Source organism: Paenibacillus sp. EPM92, assembly GCF_016586185.1.
GTDB lineage: Bacteria > Bacillota > Bacilli > Paenibacillales > NBRC-103111 > Paenibacillus_G > Paenibacillus_G validus.
Genome location: NZ_BCPS01000005.1, coordinates 37,850 through 59,805 on the forward strand (window position 1 = coordinate 37,850; position 21,956 = coordinate 59,805).

Annotated in this window: 23 protein-coding genes; 2 read left to right on the forward strand and 21 right to left on the reverse strand. The window is 46.0% G+C overall.

All coding sequences use genetic code 11. The annotated features are described in order from the left end of the window. Positions 1–60: 60 nt before the first annotated feature. Positions 61–2,253 (reverse strand): spermine synthase, encoded by a 2,193-nt coding sequence (locus tag JMF85_RS00605; protein ID WP_127608038.1) that lies wholly within the window; start codon positions 2,251–2,253, stop codon positions 61–63. Between the two features lie 216 nt (positions 2,254–2,469). Between JMF85_RS00605 and JMF85_RS28770 the strand changes: the two genes are divergently transcribed. Beyond that, complete coding sequence (locus tag JMF85_RS28770) at positions 2,470–2,814, forward strand: four-helix bundle copper-binding protein (RefSeq protein ID WP_127608039.1); 345 nt, start codon at positions 2,470–2,472, stop codon at positions 2,812–2,814. 62 nt (positions 2,815–2,876) lie between these two features. Here JMF85_RS28770 and JMF85_RS00615 read toward each other — a convergent pair whose 3' ends face one another. The 13 genes from JMF85_RS00615 to JMF85_RS00675 all read right to left on the reverse strand — a co-directional run bounded on the left by JMF85_RS00615 (position 2,877) and on the right by JMF85_RS00675 (position 15,103). Beyond that, entirely contained in the window at positions 2,877–4,067 is a 1,191-nt protein-coding gene (locus tag JMF85_RS00615; protein WP_236595682.1) for a D-alanyl-D-alanine carboxypeptidase family protein, read from the reverse strand. Positions 4,068–4,386: 319 nt separating this feature from the next. Further along, a complete protein-coding gene (locus tag JMF85_RS00620; RefSeq protein ID WP_127608041.1) occupies positions 4,387–5,010 on the reverse strand; it encodes an NAD(P)/FAD-dependent oxidoreductase in 624 nt (207 codons plus the stop codon). A 47-nt stretch (positions 5,011–5,057) separates the two neighbouring features. After that, positions 5,058–7,487 (reverse strand): heavy metal translocating P-type ATPase, encoded by a 2,430-nt coding sequence (locus JMF85_RS00625; RefSeq protein ID WP_127608042.1) that lies wholly within the window; start codon positions 7,485–7,487, stop codon positions 5,058–5,060. Between the two features lie 97 nt (positions 7,488–7,584). Further along, a complete protein-coding gene (gene copZ / locus JMF85_RS00630) occupies positions 7,585–7,785 on the reverse strand; it encodes a copper chaperone CopZ (RefSeq protein ID WP_054798833.1) in 201 nt (66 codons plus the stop codon). 25 nt (positions 7,786–7,810) lie between these two features. Then, positions 7,811–8,149 carry a metal-sensitive transcriptional regulator gene (locus JMF85_RS00635; protein WP_397375419.1) on the reverse strand — a complete coding sequence of 113 codons (339 nt, stop codon included), beginning with the start codon at positions 8,147–8,149 and terminating at the stop codon, positions 7,811–7,813. A gap of 360 nt (positions 8,150–8,509) precedes the next feature. Continuing rightward, entirely contained in the window at positions 8,510–8,920 is a 411-nt protein-coding gene (locus JMF85_RS00640; RefSeq protein WP_127608043.1) for a DUF302 domain-containing protein, read from the reverse strand. Positions 8,921–8,992: 72 nt separating this feature from the next. After that, the gene (locus JMF85_RS00645; RefSeq protein WP_054795925.1) at positions 8,993–10,246 is read right to left on the reverse strand and encodes a cell wall-binding repeat-containing protein; all 1,254 of its coding nucleotides are present in this window, start codon (positions 10,244–10,246) and stop codon (positions 8,993–8,995) included. 891 nt (positions 10,247–11,137) lie between these two features. Continuing rightward, positions 11,138–11,446, reverse strand: a complete 309-nt coding sequence (locus JMF85_RS00650) for a type II toxin-antitoxin system RelE/ParE family toxin (RefSeq protein ID WP_054795924.1) — start codon at positions 11,444–11,446, stop codon at positions 11,138–11,140. Continuing rightward, the gene (locus JMF85_RS00655; protein WP_127608044.1) at positions 11,439–11,699 is read right to left on the reverse strand and encodes a type II toxin-antitoxin system Phd/YefM family antitoxin; all 261 of its coding nucleotides are present in this window, start codon (positions 11,697–11,699) and stop codon (positions 11,439–11,441) included. The genes JMF85_RS00650 and JMF85_RS00655 overlap by 8 nt, the downstream gene beginning before the upstream one ends. 160 nt (positions 11,700–11,859) lie before the next feature. Beyond that, complete coding sequence (locus tag JMF85_RS00660; protein WP_430103021.1) at positions 11,860–14,196, reverse strand: VirB4-like conjugal transfer ATPase, CD1110 family; 2,337 nt, start codon at positions 14,194–14,196, stop codon at positions 11,860–11,862. Further along, the gene (locus JMF85_RS00665) at positions 14,193–14,543 is read right to left on the reverse strand and encodes a PrgI family protein (RefSeq protein ID WP_127608046.1); all 351 of its coding nucleotides are present in this window, start codon (positions 14,541–14,543) and stop codon (positions 14,193–14,195) included. The genes JMF85_RS00660 and JMF85_RS00665 overlap by 4 nt, the downstream gene beginning before the upstream one ends. Further along, on the reverse strand, positions 14,527–14,898 hold the full coding sequence (locus JMF85_RS00670) for a hypothetical protein (RefSeq protein ID WP_127608047.1): 372 nt from the start codon (positions 14,896–14,898) through the stop codon (positions 14,527–14,529). The genes JMF85_RS00665 and JMF85_RS00670 overlap by 17 nt, the downstream gene beginning before the upstream one ends. 16 nt (positions 14,899–14,914) lie before the next feature. Beyond that, on the reverse strand, positions 14,915–15,103 hold the full coding sequence (locus JMF85_RS00675; protein ID WP_054795922.1) for a hypothetical protein: 189 nt from the start codon (positions 15,101–15,103) through the stop codon (positions 14,915–14,917). A gap of 157 nt (positions 15,104–15,260) precedes the next feature. On the opposite strand from JMF85_RS00675, the gene JMF85_RS00680 reads away from it, so the two are divergent. Beyond that, positions 15,261–15,593: a helix-turn-helix domain-containing protein gene (locus tag JMF85_RS00680; protein WP_127608048.1), complete on the forward strand. Its 333-nt coding sequence runs from the start codon at positions 15,261–15,263 to the stop codon at positions 15,591–15,593. A 7-nt stretch (positions 15,594–15,600) separates the two neighbouring features. Here JMF85_RS00680 and JMF85_RS00685 read toward each other — a convergent pair whose 3' ends face one another. The 7 genes from JMF85_RS00685 to JMF85_RS00715 are packed head-to-tail and all read right to left on the reverse strand — an operon-like array spanning position 15,601 to position 21,950. Next, complete coding sequence (locus JMF85_RS00685; RefSeq protein WP_127608049.1) at positions 15,601–16,440, reverse strand: VirB6/TrbL-like conjugal transfer protein, CD1112 family; 840 nt, start codon at positions 16,438–16,440, stop codon at positions 15,601–15,603. A gap of 59 nt (positions 16,441–16,499) precedes the next feature. After that, positions 16,500–16,799, reverse strand: coding sequence for a glutamyl-tRNA amidotransferase (locus JMF85_RS00690; protein WP_430016623.1), 300 nt, complete (start codon positions 16,797–16,799; stop codon positions 16,500–16,502). Further along, a complete protein-coding gene (locus JMF85_RS00695; RefSeq protein ID WP_054798835.1) occupies positions 16,796–18,571 on the reverse strand; it encodes a VirD4-like conjugal transfer protein, CD1115 family in 1,776 nt (591 codons plus the stop codon). The genes JMF85_RS00690 and JMF85_RS00695 overlap by 4 nt, the downstream gene beginning before the upstream one ends. Then, positions 18,558–18,749 carry a hypothetical protein gene (locus tag JMF85_RS00700; protein WP_054795919.1) on the reverse strand — a complete coding sequence of 64 codons (192 nt, stop codon included), beginning with the start codon at positions 18,747–18,749 and terminating at the stop codon, positions 18,558–18,560. Before JMF85_RS00700 ends, JMF85_RS00695 begins: the two co-directional genes overlap by 14 nt. A gap of 15 nt (positions 18,750–18,764) precedes the next feature. Then, on the reverse strand, positions 18,765–19,658 hold the full coding sequence (locus JMF85_RS00705; protein WP_201317585.1) for a hypothetical protein: 894 nt from the start codon (positions 19,656–19,658) through the stop codon (positions 18,765–18,767). Beyond that, complete coding sequence (locus JMF85_RS00710) at positions 19,655–20,617, reverse strand: PcfB family protein (RefSeq protein ID WP_236595683.1); 963 nt, start codon at positions 20,615–20,617, stop codon at positions 19,655–19,657. Before JMF85_RS00710 ends, JMF85_RS00705 begins: the two co-directional genes overlap by 4 nt. Then, complete coding sequence (locus JMF85_RS00715; protein ID WP_127608052.1) at positions 20,529–21,950, reverse strand: relaxase/mobilization nuclease domain-containing protein; 1,422 nt, start codon at positions 21,948–21,950, stop codon at positions 20,529–20,531. Before JMF85_RS00715 ends, JMF85_RS00710 begins: the two co-directional genes overlap by 89 nt. Positions 21,951–21,956 lie beyond the last annotated feature (6 nt).

Sequence of the window (21,956 nt, forward strand, 5' to 3'; positions counted from 1 at the left end):
AAATTTAATACACTACATATTGTAGTATATATTTGGATAATTGTAACTACCTGTTCTCACTTATTTATAAACCAATTTCGGATGCACAATGTATAGCAATCCGTAAACAGCGGCCCCGATCATCATTGCAACGGTAAATCCCATTGTCATGGAAATCATTACGGAAAGAAGGGAACCGGCTACTGTCATCAATCCGTTTATCGCCCAACTTACCGCCGTCTGCCGTTCCGAAACTTGAGTTAAACCATAAGGAAAGGGCATACCCATAAAAAAGCCCAGCGGGAATAACAATATCGCTGCAACTGCTATTCGATAAATCAAAGGCAAATAAAACATTTGCTCATTGTACCAAGTAATTCCCGAATTCACTCCTATCGCAAGAATTGTTATTATCAGTAAAGGGACAAATCGTTTCGTTTGTCCATTGAACCATATCCCGGATAACAAACTCCCGATTCCACCGGCAATCAGTAAAATACCCAGAACCAATACAAAAGACAACGTAGGATGGCCTAACGGTAAAATAAGCCGTTGCACAAGCGTTGTTTCAATGATAATAAAACCGATGGCAATACCTGAAAAATAGGCGGTCCCTCCGTATCCGTTTTTCGTTATTCTAGCAAAGACAAATACGAACAAAAATGTCAGAACTACGATCCAAATAAACGAATAGGGGATTTTTCCTGTTTTGTTATAAAAGAACGGCATATCGTCGCTATTCGCAGCCAAGTTGACTTTCTGATCGGCTAATAACTTACTTAACGAAGAGTATTGATCATTTACATGAGGAATGTGAATCGGAATTTGCTGTATGCTCTCCGTTTCCGATTTTAAACGGTTGGCTAACATTAACGAAATCGGCCGCTTGTTAATGATCAACAGAGGCCGTGTTATCACGCTTCCCCCCATACCCCAAACCTCGTGTCCAAGATGCTGAAACGTACCAATCACTGCAATGTGATCACTTATTCGATTGTTGGTAACCCCTTCGCTTTTAAGGGATTTTTCAACAGCAGTCATAACCTTCGCCAATTCCATTTCGTTATGAAGCAGAAAGGCAAGTCTTCCGCCCGGCTTTAACTTCTTTAGATATTCTCCTACCGCTTCAACTGTAAACATATAGTTTTCTGTTAAGGTCATACCCAAAGCGTTTTCTGACTCCTTTTTTACCAACGATAAGTAAATTAAGTCATACTGATTTTGGGTTTGCCGGATATAGTTACGGCCATCGGATACAATTTCCCTAACGCCAGGCTGTTTAAATACATTGCCTGAAAAAGATGACATTGCCTCAACAGCCCGAAAACTTCCTGGATTGATATCGACTGCCTCAATCTGCTCAAAACCGGCCATTTTTGCAGTCAGGACTTCTTGTCCCCCGCCAGCACCAATAATTAAGACCCGTTCTTTTGTAACATCTTGAAAAGCAAGAAAACTCGTTGTCCATCGCAAATAATCGACCTGCTGCAAATCGCCTGTATATTTCGAAATTGGCGATACTGCTCCGCCATCGATCGTGATATATAACAATTGCCCATCTCCCGCGTCGTATACATCTGTGCGAGAAAATGAATTCCAATCCGAATAAACAATGTGAGTGTCTTTTTCACCTAAAAACAAATTTGCCGGGCTCGTTTGGTAAGCACGAAATGGAAGAAAGTTAGTAAAAGGTTGAACTAAGTTGAAAATCAAGATAGCAAGACCCGTTATATATATATATTTTAATGGGTTTGCAGCGGTTTTGACGCTGCAAACAAAACTAATGAACACTAGCGCCGCTGATATTAGACTGACCATTTCGATCGGACCTAGTACATCCATTAACCATATAGAAAATACCGCACCAATTCCGGCACCGGCTAAATCGAAAAAATATATCGTCCGAATATTTTCACGTTGCCCCTGCATGATTGCGGCAAGCAACGAACCACCCGCGAAAAAAGGTAAAAGTGCTACAGCCGAATAGAACCATATATTCTGATAAGGAAGCACATATATTGTTAAAACTGAAATAATCAACAGGATAGCAAATAGCCCTAACCATTCATTGCGGTTTCTAAAGACGAATCCTGAAGATTTGTAGGCTAAAAACCCGCCAAGACCGATTCCTAATGTTGCCAGGGAAATCGTTAAAAAGACGAAGTTATAATCCAGTATCACCGAAAAAAAACGGGAGAGGAATACTTCATATACTAAAAAAGCAAAAGCCGATGAAAATGTAATCAGCATATCTTTACGATCGCTTCGCTTCAATGACATAGTTCCCCTTCATAAGGTAATCCTGTTAATATTAACAGTTTGGTCAAATCGTGATGACCTTAAAACCAAGCAAGGGGTGATGTTTTTATAATATCTTTCCGGATTAATTAAATGAAAGGAAGATGGTTCTCTGCCCTCACGAATATAGATGTATCATTTGGGAATTATACATCAAGAAGTAACCAACGATATAAGGAGGAGTGTTATTCCATGCCAGTCACAACGCATACTGCACAGCATCACCAATCTTGTATCGACACATGTAATGCCTGCGTACAAGCTTGTGAACATTGCCTAACCGCGTGTTTGAATGAACCGGATGTGCAGGCAAGAATTCAATGCATTCAGTTGCTGCGGGATTGTGCAGATATTTGCTCAATCTCATCTCAATTCATGTCACGTAACAGTCCCTATGCCAAACAAATCTGTAATATCTGCGCAAGCATTTGTGATGCTTGTGCGGCGGAATGTGCGAAGTTTAAAGACGAACACTGCCAACACTGCGCCGAACTTTGCAGAAAATGCGCTGAAGAATGCAGAAAAATGGCAGCTTGACTGAGATAGGGGGACGGTTGTCCCCCTTTCAGTTATCCCTCTTTTTTTATTTGGATTTTTCTCTAATTTTCGAAAATTTGTTTAGATAATTTTTTTTGCTTTCTCTTTTTCCTTAAGATTAGAATAACGACCGTAAGAATTAACATAAACATAAATGTTATACTGGTGCTGAATGGGGATGATGCTGCCTTTTTTTCAATTGAAGGATCTTCCGTATTATCTCGTTTAAGTTCTTTATTATTATTGATTTCCAATTCTTTTGAATATATTTTTTTTCCGTCAAAGTTCAAAACAACGATTAGGAAAGCAGAATCATCGATCTGGATATCAAATTTTTCGTCTTTATCGCTTGTAAAGATTAATTGTTCCGGGATTACAAAACGGTCGATATAAGACTCAAATGCTGAGGGATTTAAAGTAATCTTATTGGTTTGAAAATGTTCAAATCCATAGTCGAACAATTTTACCATATCACCGTAAGCTAATTCTGACGAATCGGCTTTCAAGGTAACGGCAATCCATTCTGAATTCCCTCTCTTGACAGAGGCAACCAACGTGTTTCCGGACTGACTCACATATCCGTTTTTTACACCTGTTGTTCCTTCGTATCGCCATAGTAGTTTGTTATGATTATAGAGTGTTGTTTCCCATCCTTTCCCGATCCACTCCATTTCCTTTGTTCCAACGATGGAACGAAATATCGGGTTTTTCATCGCGTATTGCGTAATAATTGCCATATCATAAGCAGTTGTTTGATGTTTTTCATCAAATAGCCCATGCGGGTTTTGAAAATTTGTGTTCTTAACTCCAACCGTATCCCTGACAAATTGATTCATACGTTCTGCAAATTGGGCTTCACTTCCATCAAAATATTCCGCAATCGCTGTTCCCGCATCATTGCCTGAATTAATAAGCAGTCCTTGGACAAGTTTTAATAATGTAACCTGTTCCCCTTCAAGTAAATAAACTCTCGTACCAATAACATTTCTAGCTGTTTCGCTAACGGTTACAATATCGTCCAAATTGCCCTCTTCTATAGCTATTATCCCTGTTACGATTTTCGTGATACTTGCGGGATACATTAAGCGATTACTTTCTTTTTCATACAATATGGTGCCTGTTGCTCCGTCAATTAAGATAGCAGCTTCGCTGTTGAGCGAAAAATGCTGATCATCTTTCGTTGCATATACCGTATTTTGAAAAACGAATATGAACGAGACGAATAGAAGAAAAAAATGATAGAATGTTTTCACTGAACTTTTCCTTTTCATGAACGGAATTGAAAAAATACACTACTTATTGTAGTGTATTAAAAAGTGCAATGTCAAGATCTTAAGATCCTTGAAATATCCTTTGTAATATTTTGAAAATGCATATCGCTTTAGTTTTTATCTAAGAATTACAGTATAGCAGTACAAAGTTAAAATAACTTCGGACTGCTATACTATTTCCTTGGCATCCATTTACTTTATTTATACAGCGATTATAAGATATAACTAAATTGGATTTTCCTAAAATACCGCTCAGCACCAACCTTATACTGTTCTTTCACTAGTAGTCCCCTCTGAAATATTAAGCTGCTTCAGCAACTTCTCGTAATTTTTCCAGCGATATACGTTCCGCATATCTGGCGTAGGTCTCTTTCTTTTTTCCGTTCTGCTGAAAGTCTGTAATCAATCGGGTGACTGCAGGAATAAGCTGTTCTGCTCTAAGGCCAGGTACTAACAACTGCGCAAGCCGCGCCTTCAAACCTTTGGCATCGCCACCAACATAGAGATCATATCTATCTTTCATTTTCACGATAGCAATGTCTTTTAGTAAAGGCTCGCTCGTACCGAGCGCACAACCTGCATAACCAATCTTCAATGGACTGGGAACTGGATGACCGACAATTGCCTTATCGAGTGTTTCGGCTACATCCAACCCTGCATCCTCTGCTCCTCTGCAAAAATTGCATGCAATTAAACTTTTCGAATAAAAGCCTGCAGGGTGAATCTCCAAGCCTGCTTCCTGCAATTGTTTCTGCACTTCTTGCACACGTTCTTCTTGCAATGCCACATAAAGCTGCTTGAATGTCGTCATTTCAATCTGGGCATCTTCCCCTACGATGGAACCTAGCAATGCAAGCTGGTTAGGCTTAAATATTGTACCACCCACTCCAAACCCAGGTGTTACGGCAAATTTCTGAAAAGCCATTTGATTTTCACTCTCCCTTTTCAATATATATGAAGCTTAGTTCAAACTTAAATTTTCACTCTCTGCAATCTCAATGCATTTAACACTACGGAAACGGAACTGAACGCCATTGCCGCTCCAGCCACCCATGGCGCCAACAAGCCAATTGCCGCAATCGGGATTCCAGCGGAGTTATAAGCAAGAGCCCAGAATAAATTCTGCCTAATGTTCCGCATTGTCTTACGGCTCATAAATATCGCATCAGGTATACTATTTAAATCACCACGCATCAATGTTACATCAGCTGCTTCCATGGCTACATCGGTTCCAGTACCGATCGCCATCCCGATATCCGCCAGTGCCAGGGCTGGAGCGTCGTTGATACCGTCGCCAACCATCGCCACCTTTTTGCCTTGCGACTGTAATTTCTTGACCTCTTCCGCTTTTCCCGCTGGCAACACTTCGGCCAACACATTATCAATACCGACTTGCGATGCAATGGCCCGAGCCGTCCGCTCGTTGTCCCCCGTAATCATGATTACTTCTAGTCCCATCCGCTTGAGGCGATCAACAGCCGTTTTTGAAGTCTCTTTAATCGTATCAGCCACGGCTACTATTCCGGCATATTGTTGATCGATCGCAATAAGCATCGCTGTTTTCCCTTCCTGCTCTAACTTCGACATCTGATCGAACGCCTGCTCCGCAGTTACGCCATACTTGGCCATTAAACGGCGGGTACCGGCCAAGATCACCTTTCCTTCTACAACAGCGCGGATGCCGTATCCCGGGACGGCTTCAAACTCGCTAGCTTCGGGAAGTTCCAGACCTCTCCCCTTAACACCTGACACGATCGCCTCCGCAAGCGGGTGTTCCGAACTCTTCTCAGCTGCACCGACTAGGCGCAGGAAATCCGATTCCTCCATATTATCGACCCATACATCGGTCAATTCCGGCTCACCTTTTGTAATCGTGCCGGTTTTGTCCAAGATGATCGCCTCGATTTTATGCGTCGATTCCAAATGTTCTCCGCCTTTGAACAGAACGCCCATCTCTGCTGCACGACCGGAGCCCGCCATAATTGAGGTTGGCGTTGCAAGACCTAACGCACACGGACAAGCGATAACAAGGATAGCTATCGATTTTTCCAATGCACTGGCAAAATCGCCTGGTGTTACAATGAAGTACCAAACCCCAAAGGCTAAAACCGCAATGGCGACTACAATCGGTACAAAGATGCCGGAGATGCGATCCGCTACCCGTTGGATCGGCGCTTTCGAACCTTGTGCTTCTTCCACAACTTTAATTATTTGAGCCAGCGCTGTTTCCTTACCGACTTTTGTTGCCTTTACTCTCAATCTTCCGTTCTTGTTAACGGTCGCTCCAATGACAAAGTCGCCTACGTTTTTCTCTACGGGAATACTCTCTCCGGTTAACATCGATTCATCTACGGATGACGTTCCCTCGACCACTTCTCCATCTACGGGAACTTTCTCACCCGGCTTCACAAGTACGATATCTCCGGTCACTACTTCTTCAACCGGAATGGTCAGTTCCTGTCCATCGCGCACGACTAGCGCGGTTTTGGCTTGTAAGCCCATAAGTTTTTTGATCGCTTCGGACGTTCGTCCCTTCGCCTGAGATTCGAATAGTTTTCCGAGAACAACCAATGTAATCAATACGGCGCTTGTCTCAAAATACAGATCCGGTCCATGATGTGCAGCATCCGCAGATGATGCCCACACAATCGATAAATACAAACTATAGAAATAGGCTGCAGACGTTCCTAGTGCAATAAGCACATCCATATTGGCGCTTTTGTTACGTAAAGCCTTAAAGGCACCCACATAAAACTGCTTTCCGATATAAAACTGGACTGGGGTGGCAAGTGCCAATTGGAACCACGGATTCATAAATAATTCAGGCATCCAGATCCACGATGTGAATGAAAAGTGGCTAACCATCGACCACAACAACGGCAAACTTAATAGGACTGAAATGAATAGCTTACGCTTTTGATGTATTATCTCTTGATGCCGATGTTCCTCCAAATTACTTTGAGCTTGTTTTGGCATTGCTTTATAACCTAGTTTTTCTACTTGGTTCTGCATATCGGCGACAGTAACTTCCGTCGGGCTATATTCCACATGAGCTGTTTCCATCGCAAAGTTGACAGTTGCATTCGTAACACCCGGCAGCTTGTTAAGCGATTTTTCAATCTTGTTTGCACAGGCTGCGCACGTCATACCACTAAGCTGCAGGTCGATTGTTTCCTTTGCCGTCCCGTACCCCAGTTTTTGTATGCTTTGTTCCATTTTTGAAAGATCCATTACTGTAGGATCGTACGTTATCGTCGCCCGCTCCATCGCGAAATTAACATTGGCCTCTTTAACCCCTTCCAACTTATTCAAGCCTTTTTCAATACGATTCGCACACGCGGCGCAGGTCATACCAGTAATTTGCAGGGAACTTTGCTTCAATTCGATTTGATTGGATTCCATCTGTAGTCACCTTTTCATGTACCCATGGGGGGTATAATTTTGAGTAAAAAAATGATGGAAAATAGTCACTCGATGCGAGTGACTACTTCGTTAAATTTCAAACCACATCATAGCCTTGCTCTTCAATTTCATGTTTGATTTTCTCAAGATTAACGTTATTTTCATCATACTGAACCTGAACTGTACCATTTTTTAGATCAACTTTTGCGGTTACCCCAATATTTCGCAGTGCTCCTTCAATAGAATTTACACAATGATTGCAAGACATGCCTTCCACTTTCAATGTTTGATTTTGCATGTTACGGGTCTCCTTTATTTGAAATTTACTTCATTAAAGTATTCATTGTTTTCAATAGTTCTTCAATAACCTCGACTTCACCATCTTGTATTCGTTCCACAACACAGCTTTTTAAATGTTCGGCCAATAACAGTTTTCCTACGCCGTTCAGAGCGGAGTGAACCGCGGCAATTTGATTCAAAACATCATCACAATAAGTATCCTTTTCGATTAACCCTTTTATACCTCGGACCTGTCCTTCAATCCGATTTAATCGAGCTGTTAGTGCAGCTTTCGTTTTACTGGAATGATGACTTTTCCGTTCATCTAAACTCGAACAACAATGTTCTTGAACATCTGTAACCCCAGTTTGTATGATTTCCACTAAATTGCACCTCCTTGTATTTATAGTATACCCCCCTATGGTAATTGTCAATCATTATTATCCGCAAATTCGGGTGTTTGCGCTGAAGCAATTTTCTAATAACGATATAGACAGTAAATCCGGATACCGCAATAATCAAAGCCATTCCAATAAACATGACGATTCACATTCCGAACATACCATCCATCATCCAGTTCATTAATCCGTCCCTTATGTCACTATTTTTTCGAACAGTAGTTTTTTTTAAGTCCATTTTTCTCATACCAAAAACACTAAATTTCAATGAAAAATGACACATACCCGGAGGCAGTGTCTAGACGTACCTTATAGCTAATGATATTTTCAGACCAGAGGCGTTAATCACAACGTCCTTTGGATATCGCGGATTAACGGCTTTTTTTCCACGCAGGCTATAAGCCGCTTCTCGATATCTGAAGCGATAGCCATCAGTTCATCGTTCTCTACAAGTCCGATTAAAGCCGTAGGCTTCGGCAAGCCGATCCGGGTACTCCCGCTCTCTTCATAAACGGCAAGCTTACATGGGAGGAAATAACCAACCAAAGCATTTTCTGAAAGCACACGTTTGGCTTCATTTGGATTGCATACTTCAAGAATATGATAAGTATTGTCAAAATCAACACCTTTCTCATGAAGTTTTTCCTGCATATCTAATTGCCAGAGGACACCGAATTTTTCTTCCTTTAGGTTTTCAGTAAGGGCTGAAATTGCTTCTTTAGGCGTTTTTGCTGTCTTAACAGTGTAATGGAACATGACTTTTCCTCTTTTCCCTGTTCAACTCGCCCGCGATGAAGACAATCGCAAGTAAGTCCTTTTATTTAACATCTAATGACCCATAGCCGGCATTTCCGACATGCCGTTTTTAGAATTTCCCTCATGTTGCCCATGTCCTTCGCCTGTGGAAGAAATGATCTCCAGCATATCGTCAATTTCTCCTTGTGCAGCCCTATTCAACGATTGTTCATCGCCGACTAACCAAGAATGGTTATACGGCCCTTCCGTTGGAGATTTCTTATATTTGGGTTGAACCGTCATCATGTAATCCATGACAGTGTCCGGCATCTTCTCCTTATCAGTCCAAAGAATAGGAGCATGTTTGCCCAGATGTGAGAAAGGCGCTGCTGCGAGAGCCAATGATGCTGTATTCAGACTAATAAACGAAAAGTTATGTCCCGGTGAAGTGATTCCCCATCCAAATCCGGTCTCGGGGTCTTTATATTTAGCAAATGCAACGGCATTTTCATAAGGGTCGTTTCCAGAGATCCGAACGACCTTTCCGTACTGTCCTAATTGTTTTTCAACATTTTCGGATATAATGCTCTTTGGTCCCAATAAATAAATAGATGCCTTTCCATTTCTAAGCTTTAATGCTTCTATTGTATCCGTTGGAATCTCATCCTTTGTTACATACAGTAGCGGCTCAGGCATGTGTGCAATCCAGTTAATTGCCGGCAGTGAATATTCTTGGCTATCCAGAGAGCCTATAATTACAGATTGTGGATAGCCCTGTGAAATTCTTGCATAATAATCATCTACTGTTTTAGCGATAGCTGCGGGACCTTCACCCTTAATCCAATCTATTTTAAAGCCCATTCCTTTGATTTCCTGCTCAACATTTTGATCCAGATTTCCGACCAAAATAACTTGTGTTCCGTTATTCAAAGTCGATCCTACAGGATTGAGCCTTTTTAATTCATTTTTCGTAATCTCTGGCACATTATTCTTATTCACAAATAATACGGGGCCATTATTCGGATGATGAATTAAATCTGCACTTACTAGTGCGGATTGCCAATCTTCTGGGTTGGCCAGAATAACACCACCGGGCTGGTTCTTTTCGTTTGTCGCCATCCAAACCGTTTTGGACACCAATACGGCCGTTTGAAAAGGATCACTGTTGTTAATACGTGTTGTATTTTTAGAAGCGATCCAAGGAGGCTCTGACGCTTTGTTTTTCTGTTGATCGACGTTTACTTGACCTTTTTGTGTTTGTTGGCCTTGTGTAGCTCCCGGTGTGCATGCAGTTAATGTCAATATTACTGCGAAGAAAAGGATATTGATCTTTAAACGCTTATTCATGCGAAATCCTCCATCTTGGATTTTCATCTGTAACTTTTAGATGTACTTCAAACTTCTGCCTTTGCGGCTTCCCGTATATTATTTCCAAACGGCTGAAAGTCTTATCCATTTGTTTCTGGGGAATTTACGCCCCAATTAGTCTTGATTTACAAGTAAAGCTACTGTATGAGGTCACGAACAATCGGTTACAGCGTAAAATGTCTACTTTGCGTACGATAAATCAAACTTGCCATTTGATTTATACATCTTTCCATACTTTGTTGAATTCAGGTTTCGTATCATATTTTGGGCACATGCCGTGTTCATGTTATGCTATCTAGCATAGACTGTTATACGTGATGCAAACATCACGAATTCGCCCCTAAGGGAGGTATGCAATAACTTCACCTATTACACAATGCGGTGCCTACACCCTCAATCATGAAGATTGTTGCCGACAAAAAAGGTGGATTGGCATTTAAAAATGAAACTTTATCTTGAGCAACAAAAAACTAATTACTCGAAACAGGAGAAGAAATTTTCAAAACTTGCCGGGGAAAAAGCGCACGTGCCTAGTAACGACACCGTTGCATAATGTATGATAAGCATGATGGAGAGATCCGTGTATAGCGAGGTTTGCGAAGACTTTGAACGAGAACTGAACTCCCAAAAAGTTGACCATTTATCTGTGCCTATATAGGAATGTGTTACCCCTAGCCGTTGGCCAGGGGTTATTCTACATTGGTATGTTGTTCCTAATTATTTGCTTCTTCCATCTATCTCGATCTTTATAGAATGATTCAGTTGAAAAATCTCTTATTTCGTATTTCCTTGGTAACTGCATTGTTATTTATATATAAAGCATAGAAAAAAGCAACCTAGATAAGAGTTGCTTTCGATTATATTATGTTTCTATATTAATTTATTATAGTCTTGTGCTCCATAAAAGAAGCGTAAAATAACTACCTTTTCTGCGCCTTCGTCCACTTTATAGACAAGAATATAATTCTTTATAACCGCCTTTCGATAACCTTCCTTCTCCAATCGATTATCTTGACACTTAGGATACATTACAGGGTTATTTCTTAGATGAGCATAACACTTATCAACCTCGTCAAGGAAATCAGAAGCAGCTGTTGGATTTGCCAGCTGAACTGCAATGTATGAAACAATATTATCTAAATCCTGATGAGCAAGTTCTGTGACAATCAATCTATACATCGTATTTTTCTCTTATGCTTTTTAATGAAGATTCGCCATCAAGAACTTTTTCTTCCGCCAATTGTTTTTCAGCTGCATTCAGCTTTTCGTAGACATCAAGCATAAACATCTTTTCCTCATACGTTTTCATGCTCATGAGAACCATGTCTCCATATCCGTTCTTGGTAATAAAAATAGGCTCATCAGATTCTTGACACATTTGAGAAATTTCACTCGTATTTTTCAAATCGCGAATTGGGATTATTTTAGGCATAACATCCAGCTCCTTTTCGTGGCCTTATTGTACCATAAATATCCCCTACATTCAATGATCTTACTAATCATCTTATTAATCATCCCTACTATCTGTCACCATCTTTATAAAATAGTAAGCGGATGGATCTAATGGCGACCAACCGCTTACTGCTGTTTTGTTATCCCTCCCCGGGCTTTGTCGTCATTAGGCGATACAGTTTCGTATTCCGCGGGAATTTGTCGGTAAATGGAACAAGGGAACTGCCTACCTTCATAAGTCCATTTCCGGCGTCTACATTCGTGATGTATGAGAGTTGCAGGTCTGAAATATTAAGCAACTCGGCAAGCTCCATCCGATCGGTGCTGGCCTGATTCAACATGACGATAAATTCACTATTTGCTAACATGGTACGTGCCGTATGGCTTTGCAGCAAATCGTCCACGTTTTGCGTAATTCCCGTACAAAAGGCGCCATACTTTCGGACACGCTTCCAAAGCGTGAAAAGAAAGTTGGCGCTATATTCATGCTGGAACAACAGATAAATCTCGTCGATAATGATAAACGTATTTTTTCCCTTTGCCCGGTTTTGTGTAATCCGATTCAGGATACTATCCAGTACGACTAACATGCCAATCGGGAGCAGCTGCTTTCCCAAGTCAAGAATATCATAGCAAATGAGCCGGTTATAGACATTAACATTAGTAGGCTTTGCGAACGTATTCAGACTGCCGGAAGTAAACAACTCAATCGCCAGAGCAATGTCTTGCGCTTCTGGTTCAGATTGCTTGAGCAGTTCAGCGTGAAAATGTTGCAAAGTAGGCGGGTCGCCTTTGAAATTGCTTTGCAAATAAGTTCGATACACTTTTGCGGTGCAGCGGTCGATCAACGACTTCTCCTTTGCGCCAAGGGGATAGCCGCCCATCAGTTGTTCGCACAGCGACAGAACAAACTCCGACTTGAGGATGATTGGATTGGCCCCGTCGCCGTACTGCCGATTGATATCCATGGCATTAATATGATTCGGCGAGGTTGCGGAAATATGGACCGTTTCGCCGCCCAGTGCTTCCACCAGCGCAGAATATTCACGCTCAGGGTCAATCAGGATCACGTCGTCATCGCCTGCTAGCACCAGATTGACTATCTCACGCTTTGCCGTAAAACTTTTACCTGAGCCGGATACCCCCAGAATGAAACTGTTCCCGTTTAACAGTTGCTTGCGGTTGGCCATAATCATATTCTTACTGATGACATTTTGGCCGTAATACATACCGCCGGGATGGATGACCTCCTGTGCCCGGAATGGAATGAAAACGGCAGTGCTTTCCGTCGTCAAAGTTCGCAACGCATGTACCTTGCGCAATCCATACGGAAGCACCGTATTGAGTCCGTCCATTTGCTGAAAGGTCAGCGGTGCTAACTGGCATAGATGCTTGCGAGCAGTTGTCAACAGGGCTTCGGTATCGTTGTCCAACTGCTCCTTGCTCTCCGCAATATGCACCATTGTCAGCAGTCCGAACATCATGCGCTGGTCGCGTGTCGTCAGATCGTCCAGAAACTCCTTGCTTTCCTTGCGTTGTTGCTCCATATCATAAGGAACAACGGCAGAGAAATTATTATTGTTGTTTTGCCGCCGCTGCCAATTCGTTATATTCGTCTCCACGCCGAGCAGCCGGTTTTCCACTTCGCGGACGGCCTCATCGGTCGGAATCGGTATCACATCAAGAGATAGCAGCAAGTTCCGGTTTAGGTCGCATAATTCAGCCACCATGCTGTCCTTGATGTAGCTCGCGTATTCCCGTAGAAAAACGACACGGCCAAAGTAGCGTCCCATCCGAAAGTAATCCCGTTCGAACTCAAACGTATCCGGACTGATGTAATCCTTGAAGTCATGTCCCTTGCGCATGGTAGCGGACAAGTCAAAGTGATAGTCAGCCTCCTCGCCAATTCGAAAAAAATCATGGAGCATGCGCAGGCGATCTATCGCATCCAGTTCCACGCATGCGGAACCAAGACGCGAGAAATGCGCCATCAGTTCCGAACCGATTCTGGCGAAATACTGACGGGCATCCTCCACATTTCTTTTGACCACAGATACCGTAATATATTTTTCCTGAAAAGTGCCGTTTGCGCCCATCGCCTTGTCGAGCAACATCTGGTTGTATTCCTCGCGGTATCCATCAAGTCCGTCCTGACGATGGGGGATCAGCAAGGTGTCTTCCACGTCCAGCCGATTTAAACGTCGGTTATGAATCGTGATTTTCGTCGTCGCGCCGCTATCGAGAGAATTAAGCAGTTCGCAATAGGCTAGGAACATTGCTTCCTTGTCTTCTCTGGAGGCGACAGCGTAGTTCATGTCTTCAAATCGGTACGACTTAGAAAACTTGTTGCCCACAAAAAAAATCCCATCCGGCCAGATGGCACGAATCGGGATGACTTGCTGGACACCCTTCGGAATGGCGAACCGTTCCTTGTCTTGCTTGATAATTCGTTTAAGCGTTTTAATCACGAGCTTCACTCTCCTTGCTCACGCTGCTGGACATACTTATGCAGCACCTCGTAGTAAATGTTCGTCGCGCGATAAACCAGCCGTTTGGGCATGAGAAATTCGGATTTTACATACGTCCACAGAAGCTGCTCTGCCGTCATGCCGTGGTAGTGAATAAACCCGAGCGCGGCGCAGGGGGCGGCTCCCAGAATGCACATCCAACTGAGCGTCTCCACGCCGAAGCGGTCTCGCAAAGCAAAGTACAAGCCAATTGCCACCAGAACGGCCAATACTGAAAAAAAGAACTGCCGCAAGGACAGTCCAAAAAACAAGCTCTCGGTATATTCCCGGATTTCCCGGTTAATTTTGACTTCCATGTGTAGGACCTCCCGAATCTGCCGCCCGTGCATCGGGCTGGCGACTATCTATGTTGGCGAAGCCCTGCTCATCGAACGGATGAAGATGACTCGATAACGCGGACGCAAGCTGTATGCCATCTTTCAGACCTTGCAGATATAGCCATTCATTCATAATTGCTTGCTTGAGGTGCTGACAATCTTCCCAACCCGCAAATTCCGGCATGCGCCCGATGTCCATGCCCGCGAATAAGCGTTCAAATGCTTTTCTTTCGTTTTCCCGAATGCGGCTAAGTTCGGAGTGATTTTCAATAAGATCGGATACATTGTCTAGCCGTTTTTGAATCGCTTCTCTGAACCATGGCGGAAATTTCATCGTTTGCCCACACCTCTCATCTACCATGTCTCCGATGCCGTTTGCGTCGGGTACGCTCATAACGAACGAGCAATTCATCCACTTTGCGACTTTGCTCCTGCAATTCCTGGTTGTCGGATAATCGAATGGATTGCTTCAATGACTGCTCGCCTAGCTTGTTCAGCTCCTGTCGTTCTTTCTCCAATTTACGCAATAGATTGCTCATTCTTCCACCGCCTTGTTTTCAGATGGGCTACCGATTAACATATCTGGATATGAGTTTTTAGCCCCCCCTGATAGTAATTTCAAAACTCATGTAAGTCAATTCTGTGCTTGTCCATAATAGGAACTATGAACTCCTATTCGGAAAGAGATGACAAGCGATGCACGTTTACGATAAAAAAATAGTAGGCCAGCGGATACGCAAACGGAGAGAAGCATGGGGCATGTCACGCGAGCAACTGGCCGAGCAGATCGGGCGTGTTCCCCGGTTTTGCGCGGACATTGAGCGGGGGAAAGCCGGCATGTCGATAGAAACGATGCTCAGCATCTGTCATGTGCTGAAACTGTCTCCGAATGATTTGCTGCTACAAAACGTTTACGCTGAACCTTCCAATGAAATTGAGCTGATTATGGCCGCGCTCCAGCAATGCACAGACAAACAGCGCAAAGACTCGCTGGCGCTGCTGAAGCTGTTTCTGACCGCCATCCAATAATTCCCGCCTATAAACCCATCATCTCCCGAACGACCCGGTCGGCCATCTTCACCGTGCCGACCAAGACCAGCATGTTAAAAATGAGTTCTCCGATGTACGTCCATACCATCGTGACCGCGCCAGAGCCAGCTTCGACAGCCGGGGGCGCGCTGGCAAACGCCGCGTAGATGATGCACGCCAGCACGATGATCGCCCCTTCCATACAGGCGGCTGCATATCCTTTCAAAAATGATTTGCCGATACTCTGGCTCGGCTCGCCAGCGAATGAGGCGAGCGGAACCGGAGCAATCGCTGTATACAGATAAATCCGAAAAAAACGCCCGTACACAGAAAGAATCATGATGAAGGACAGAACGGTAATAAACAGGCTGCCCAGCAAAGAGACGACCCAGAGTGGTATGCTTTGCCAAAACCCGACATCTTCGATCGCCTGGGTAATCGTGTCCGGCAGCGACATGCCATCCACCGCACCAAACCCCGAACGGGACATCATCGTCGAGATGATGCCCTGCACAATCGTAAACAGAGCCATCATCAGTTCCAAACCATAGGTGACAACTGCCTTGGCCAGCACAAATCGGACAAATAACTTGACCGCCAGCTCCGGCCGCTTCAGTTCGGCAAAATTACCCGCTGTTTTCATCACACCGACGACAAAAAATAAAACCAGCAGCGCCAGTCCCGTTGCCTGTAACGCGCCGTGAATATCCGTGATGATGCGCCAAATGGTGCCCCCCTTGAAATCGACTGGTGACTGGGTAACAAGGTGCCAGATTTCATTCATTTTCTGCTCCCAGGTATCTAGAGCATTCTCCAAATTATCTGCAATCCAACTGTTTTTCGACATACGCTCACCCTTCTGTCGAGGGAGGAACGGGCGTCGGCTCATTCCTCATCCTCCATGGCTTAACCTGTGATCAGGTCCAAAATCTCTTTGGTAAACGTGATGATGACGCCCCCGGCCAAGGTTAAAAAACCATTCGCTCGCTGCGAAGGGTCATGCGACTTGAGCGACAAGCCGATCTGCACAACGCCAAACCCCAAAATAATCATGCCGACCGCGCGAATCAACCCGAAGATAAAATTGGACAAGTTGTTGACTGTCGTCATCGGGTCGCTTTGGGCATAGGCGGTGGAAACTAGCATCGTCCCGAACAGCACCGTCATCATGTAGAAAGCAATCAGCCATTTCGTTTTACGTTTCAAACGCGATCCATCCCTTCATGTAAAAATAATGCCTCCAGTTCTTCCTCTGACAAAAGCTCATATTCACCGTTCTCATCCAATTGCACCGTCCTCCAATCGAGCGCATGCTCCGTACCGCCGTGCTGGTACGCCTGACCTGCGCCGTCTGTCGTCAGCGCGATATGAGGATGGCGCAGTACCTCGTATTTGTCATCAAGCACCGGTCGTTCCCCACGAATAAACAGCAGCGCATAACGATTATCAAGGAGTCGCACTTCATCAGGGGTAAGCAATTCCCGGCCAGACTGCTGGTAGTTGATGGAATAGCTGCCGCTGCGTCCTTTACTTTGGCCGTAGGTGTTCGTATCAATAGTTTCTTTGCCAAGTAGCTCCGACACATACTTGTGCGTGGATTGTTCATTGCCGCCCAGATACAGGAACAGATCGCAGTTGCCGACGATGGATTCCCATGCGTCCTTGTACAACACTTTAAGCTGTGCCAAGTTTTGCAAAATGATAGACACCGATATTTCCCGACTGCGGATCGTTGAGAGCAGCTTGTCGAACTCATCGGGCAGGGCGACATTCGCGAACTCGTCCATGACAAAATGCACATGCACTGGTAGACGGCCGCCGTAACGGTAGTCCGCTTCGTACATGAGGCATTGAAAAAGCTGCGTGTACAGCATGCCCACGATAAAATTGAAACTGCTGTCGTTGTCGGGGATGACGGCAAATAGCGCCGTCTTCCGGGTGCCGATACGTGGCAAGTCCATTTCATCGACCAGGCTCATTCCGGCAATGCTGTGCAAATTGAATTTTTCCAATCGCACGCCAAGTCCGATCAGAATGGATTTGGCTGTCTTGCCCGCAGCCAGCTTGAAGATGTTGTATTGCTTGACGGCGAGATGTTCCGGGTCGCGCATGGCAAGCCGCTCGAACAATTCATCTAGCGGGCTTTGGTACGTTTCGTCTTCTTCCCGAACCTCGGCAGCAGCAATCATTTCCATAATCATCGGGAAGTTCTGCTCCTCCGGCGGCGCTTCATAGAGCAAGTACAGCATGAGCGCTTCCAGCAAGGCGGTTTCAGAACGTTCCCAAAAGGGATCGTTCGTATTGCTGTTTTTGGGCGTCGTGTTGCGAATCAGATTGGTGACCAGCTTTAGCACATCCTTATCATCCTGCAAATAGGAGAAAGCGTTATAGCCGTGGGAACGGTGCGGATGAATCAAATCCAACACTTTAATGTCATACCCTTTCGTCTGAAGCAAATGACCGGTGTCACGCAATATTTCGCCTTTCGGATCAAGTACGACATATGAGGTGTGCGCCTGCATCACGTTCGGCTTCGCATAAAACCGCGTTTTGCCGGAACCGGAACCCCCTACGACGAGAACATTCAGATTACGGCGGTGCTTGCGTCCATCTAGACCGATGCGCACGTGCTGCGTCAATATTTTGTTTTGCTCCGCTTGCTTGCTCTGGTATTTGGCGTTGATCGGTTTCGCCTTGCCCCACTTGGCGCTGCCATGTTCTTCGCGGCGACGATAATTACGCGGCGAAGCCAGATACGCGCCAACCGCCAGCCCATAAGCCAGCGTACAGACGAGCAGGCTTCGGATTGAATCCTCAACCCACTGGAGTTGAAAGGGATTCGCCTCGCTTAGATGAAGCAGGATTGCAGGCAATCCCCCAGATAACGCCGGGGCGACGAGCAGCGCCACCCATATGACGGGAATAAAAAAAACCGCAACGAGTACAAGTTGACTCCTTGCGGCTTTAGCGCGTTTCATGGCGACTCCGGCGTTTCATTCTTTGATAGGGCGCATCCAACGTTTTCAGTAGCAGATCGTCCACCGCATCGGTCGGCCGCCGCTCGCCTATCAAGTCATTACGCAGCTTATTCAACGCGTTGATGACAATGCCATGCTCGTAGTGGTCGAGACTGAGTATGCGTTCTTCCGTTTTCATGGTTCCTCACGCTCCTTAGCGGGTAGGATCGGTTCGACCTGGTTGCGAAGGTTGCCGCTGCGGGTTCAGTATGCGGTGCATACGCCGGGAAATCGTATGCGAAGCTTCTTTCATCGTCGTCAATTCCGCACGAATCGGCTGCGGCTCCATGTCTTTGAACCGTTCTGCCACCCGGTCAAACCGGAACGCGGTCGTTTCAACTCCAGCCTGCTTGCAAAGGATATAGGCAACACTGTAGGCATGAAACTGATATTCTGATCGGCTGTAGCGACTATCGCCGCGATCCATTTCCGCATGCGCCAGTTCCTGCGCCAGTGCGCGGAAGATGTCTCCAGCTGCCAGCCCGCGGCGGATGACAATGTTGCGCACATCCGGTTGGTAGAGCGCATGCACATTTGCAGGAAGCGCATCGCTGATTGTGATCGGTACTGGCGCACGATCCATGAGCGCCTTGATGCGGGTGCGATCATCCGGGTAGACCGGTTGATCCGGTTTCTTTGCAGTGGTTTGGGCTATATCGAACATCTTCTTCGGGTTGTAGCTGGTCGCGGTGCTTCCATCTTCCCGCCGGTATTCCTCGCCCGGTTCCAAAATATAAAAACCGGTTTCCTTGCGGCGGATCGATACGCCTTGTTCCTTCCAACCCTCGAAATCCGCTATGCGTGTCGCTTCCGGGCGTTGTGCTAAAATCAGCAGCGCATTGGAGACACTGTAACGGTCAAAACGGCTTTGCACATCCAGATAACGCTGAAACTGTTCTCCATTTTGAACAATCGTCATCGTCGTCGTATCAATCGTGTCGTAAGTCCACTGCCGCTGTTCCTGTTTTTGGTGAACCCACGCTTCCTTGTCAAACGACTGCTCTCGCTGGATGGAAGGAGTAGAGAATAATTCGTCCAGTTCGTTCATTTGGATTTCCCTCGCTTTCGATTCCGGGTAGTGGGCGTTGGCGTTTTGTCGCCCGATGTTGCCTTGCCACGATCCCTGCGTTTAGGCAAAGACGGCTCACGCTCCATTTGCCGCCGTCTTTTCTCCGCTTCGCGATTTTCTTCACGAATTTCACGCAACAGTTGACGGATCGACACCTTTTCCTGCGCCGGTTTACGATCAGTCGAATCCCTTACGTTGTCGACGCTGTGCCCGGAGATAGGCACGGACGGAATGGCCGGTTCCATCGTTCTTCCCTCCTGCATCGGGGGAGAGGGCAGCGGTGTCTGCTGCTGCACTCGTTCGTCGGCCGAAGGTGCGGCTGCCGGGGGAGTCGGTTCCGGAGGCGCGGCTTCCGGTTGCTGGCTTGCTGCCCGAACCTCCTCCGGCTGTTCGGTCTTTCCCAGCAGTTCGTCCAAAAAATCTTCTCGAACTTCCTCCGTGACAGATGGCGGACTCCCTTCCCGCTCAGGCGCTTCGCCGTTTAACTCCGGCGTTTGCGCAGTTTGGCTCTCGTCCGGCTGCTTTTCGCTGCGGGTATTTGCAATTTCTTGTTTGATGCTGGCCGTGTCTACCGTCGCCAGTTTGAAGCGCTCGACGATCCGGTTGATCTTAGACGCATCTTCGGCACGCACCATCACATCGCAAAGCCCGTCCACGTTCTTTTTGTCGCGTAGCGCGCAATATAGCACACCGTACCGCTTGGCCTCCTTACAAAAAGTCGGGAGATCCTCGGTTTTCACGGCAAACACCTTGAGTTCCTTGCCGCTGCGGAGCAAACTTTCCAAACGGATGCGCCCTTTTGTCCGTTTCTGTCCCTGCAAGGCGGCGAACAAATACACCGCCAAATGCTTAGCGCCTTCCCCGGAAATTTTGGCCACCATCTCGATGCCCCGCAGACTCATGCTGACGACTTGATCGGCCGCTTCGTTTCCGCTCATCGGCGTTCATCTCCTTTCGTATGTGATGTTCGGGTTCACGTTCACGCAATAAATGGACCATCCCCTCCGAACGGGCGAGAATACCCGTGCAAAGCTTCACCTCCTTTCGCAGTTTCGCAAGCTGCCGGGTCGCCTCGGCAATTTGTCTTTTGATTGCCTCACGCTGCTCCGGCTGCTTACAACGGCGCAGCCGGTTGTACAATGCCTTGCGCGCGCTGTACCCTTGTTTCATTTCCTCCTGAAGCCCGGTGAGATTTGCGAGTAGCTCATCCTTCGTGGTGATGCGGCGGCGACACAGCAGTCTTGTCTGCTCGGTGATGACCGTCAAGTGGCGCAAGTCTTGACGCAACAAAAAATGCGTCCTTCGCGGGGACGCACGTTGACGGGGCAGGATGCCCATTTCATATAAATAGCGTAGGTACAACGCCTGCAAGCCGCTGAATTTACGTCCAGCCCTCCAAACTCCACGAACCCTGACAACTCGCTTTCGGCGCGGTAGCGGAAGTGAGGGCTGGCGCTTCGGCATGTGGTTTTGCAAGATGCGCTCCTTTAACGCTTCCTCCGTATATTCGTATCCCAAACTGCGCAAGCGGACGAAGCGCTCCTTGCCGGGCGGACGCACTGCCAGATGTTTCACATTGGTTTTGATCGCATACCCTTGTTTTTGCAGAGCGGCGAAAAACTGGGTCATTGTCATGGAAGCTGCGATGGCGGTGTCGATGTCCTCACGAATCAATCCCCGCCAAGTTGGTTTGTTTTCGCGTTCCGCCTGCCACTCCCCATAGTGCTTAGCTTTACCTGGTTCGGGATGTTCAATGACCGACAGCGCATGCTCCCGGCAAAGCCGGTCGGACGTGTGCCGCAGCAAAGCGTAGGAAGCTTTGTTGTCGTAGTACCGCTTGCCATCTACAAAAGAAACAGCATTCAACACAAAATGATTGTGCAAATGTCCCTTGTCCAGATGGGTCGCTACGACGACTTCAAAGCGTTCTCCCCATAGTTCTTGCGCCAGCCTAACCCCGATGGCATGGGCAATTTCCGGCGTCGTTTCGCCCGGCGCGAACGACTGATATCCGTGAAACGCGACAATGCCATCCGTTTTTTGAAATTGTCGCTTGGTGCGCTGCATTTGCTCATAAGCGGTGAGCGGGTCGCAGTTGATGCCGCTCACGTACAGTTGCCTCTCCGTTTTCGCATCCGCTGTCGCATAGCCAAGCGCCTGCTGCAAGCTATCTGGTTCGGCGCGATCTTGTGTCGTTTTGTCGGGATTTCGAGCGTAGTCCAGTACGCGCTTCAAACGGTCAGTCACATCCCAGATCGCGGTCGTTGCCATTTGTCA

Excerpts from the sequence above, each read along its gene's own strand:
- JMF85_RS00705 (WP_201317585.1), bottom strand. The coding sequence starts at position 19,658 with ATGAACGAACTGGACGAATTATTCTCTACTCCTTCCATCCAGCGAGAG.
- JMF85_RS00620 (WP_127608041.1), bottom strand. The coding sequence starts at position 5,010 with ATGGCTTTTCAGAAATTTGCCGTAACACCTGGGTTTGGAGTGGGTGGT.
- JMF85_RS00640 (WP_127608043.1), bottom strand. The coding sequence starts at position 8,920 with ATGTTCCATTACACTGTTAAGACAGCAAAAACGCCTAAAGAAGCAATT.
- JMF85_RS00685 (WP_127608049.1), bottom strand. The coding sequence starts at position 16,440 with ATGTCGAAAAACAGTTGGATTGCAGATAATTTGGAGAATGCTCTAGAT.
- JMF85_RS00645 (WP_054795925.1), bottom strand. The coding sequence starts at position 10,246 with ATGAATAAGCGTTTAAAGATCAATATCCTTTTCTTCGCAGTAATATTG.
- JMF85_RS00700 (WP_054795919.1), bottom strand. The coding sequence starts at position 18,749 with ATGAAAACGGAAGAACGCATACTCAGTCTCGACCACTACGAGCATGGC.
- copZ (WP_054798833.1), bottom strand. The coding sequence starts at position 7,785 with ATGCAAAATCAAACATTGAAAGTGGAAGGCATGTCTTGCAATCATTGT.
- JMF85_RS00695 (WP_054798835.1), bottom strand. The coding sequence starts at position 18,571 with ATGAAACGCGCTAAAGCCGCAAGGAGTCAACTTGTACTCGTTGCGGTT.
- JMF85_RS00665 (WP_127608046.1), bottom strand. The coding sequence starts at position 14,543 with ATGGAAGTCAAAATTAACCGGGAAATCCGGGAATATACCGAGAGCTTG.
- JMF85_RS00655 (WP_127608044.1), bottom strand. The coding sequence starts at position 11,699 with ATGCCTAAAATAATCCCAATTCGCGATTTGAAAAATACGAGTGAAATT.
- JMF85_RS00710 (WP_236595683.1), bottom strand. The coding sequence starts at position 20,617 with ATGAGCGGAAACGAAGCGGCCGATCAAGTCGTCAGCATGAGTCTGCGG.
- JMF85_RS00715 (WP_127608052.1), bottom strand. The coding sequence starts at position 21,950 with ATGGCAACGACCGCGATCTGGGATGTGACTGACCGTTTGAAGCGCGTA.
- JMF85_RS00670 (WP_127608047.1), bottom strand. The coding sequence starts at position 14,898 with ATGAAATTTCCGCCATGGTTCAGAGAAGCGATTCAAAAACGGCTAGAC.
- JMF85_RS28770 (WP_127608039.1), top strand. The coding sequence starts at position 2,470 with ATGCCAGTCACAACGCATACTGCACAGCATCACCAATCTTGTATCGAC.
- JMF85_RS00625 (WP_127608042.1), bottom strand. The coding sequence starts at position 7,487 with ATGGAATCCAATCAAATCGAATTGAAGCAAAGTTCCCTGCAAATTACT.
- JMF85_RS00650 (WP_054795924.1), bottom strand. The coding sequence starts at position 11,446 with ATGTATAGATTGATTGTCACAGAACTTGCTCATCAGGATTTAGATAAT.
- JMF85_RS00675 (WP_054795922.1), bottom strand. The coding sequence starts at position 15,103 with ATGAGCAATCTATTGCGTAAATTGGAGAAAGAACGACAGGAGCTGAAC.
- JMF85_RS00680 (WP_127608048.1), top strand. The coding sequence starts at position 15,261 with ATGCACGTTTACGATAAAAAAATAGTAGGCCAGCGGATACGCAAACGG.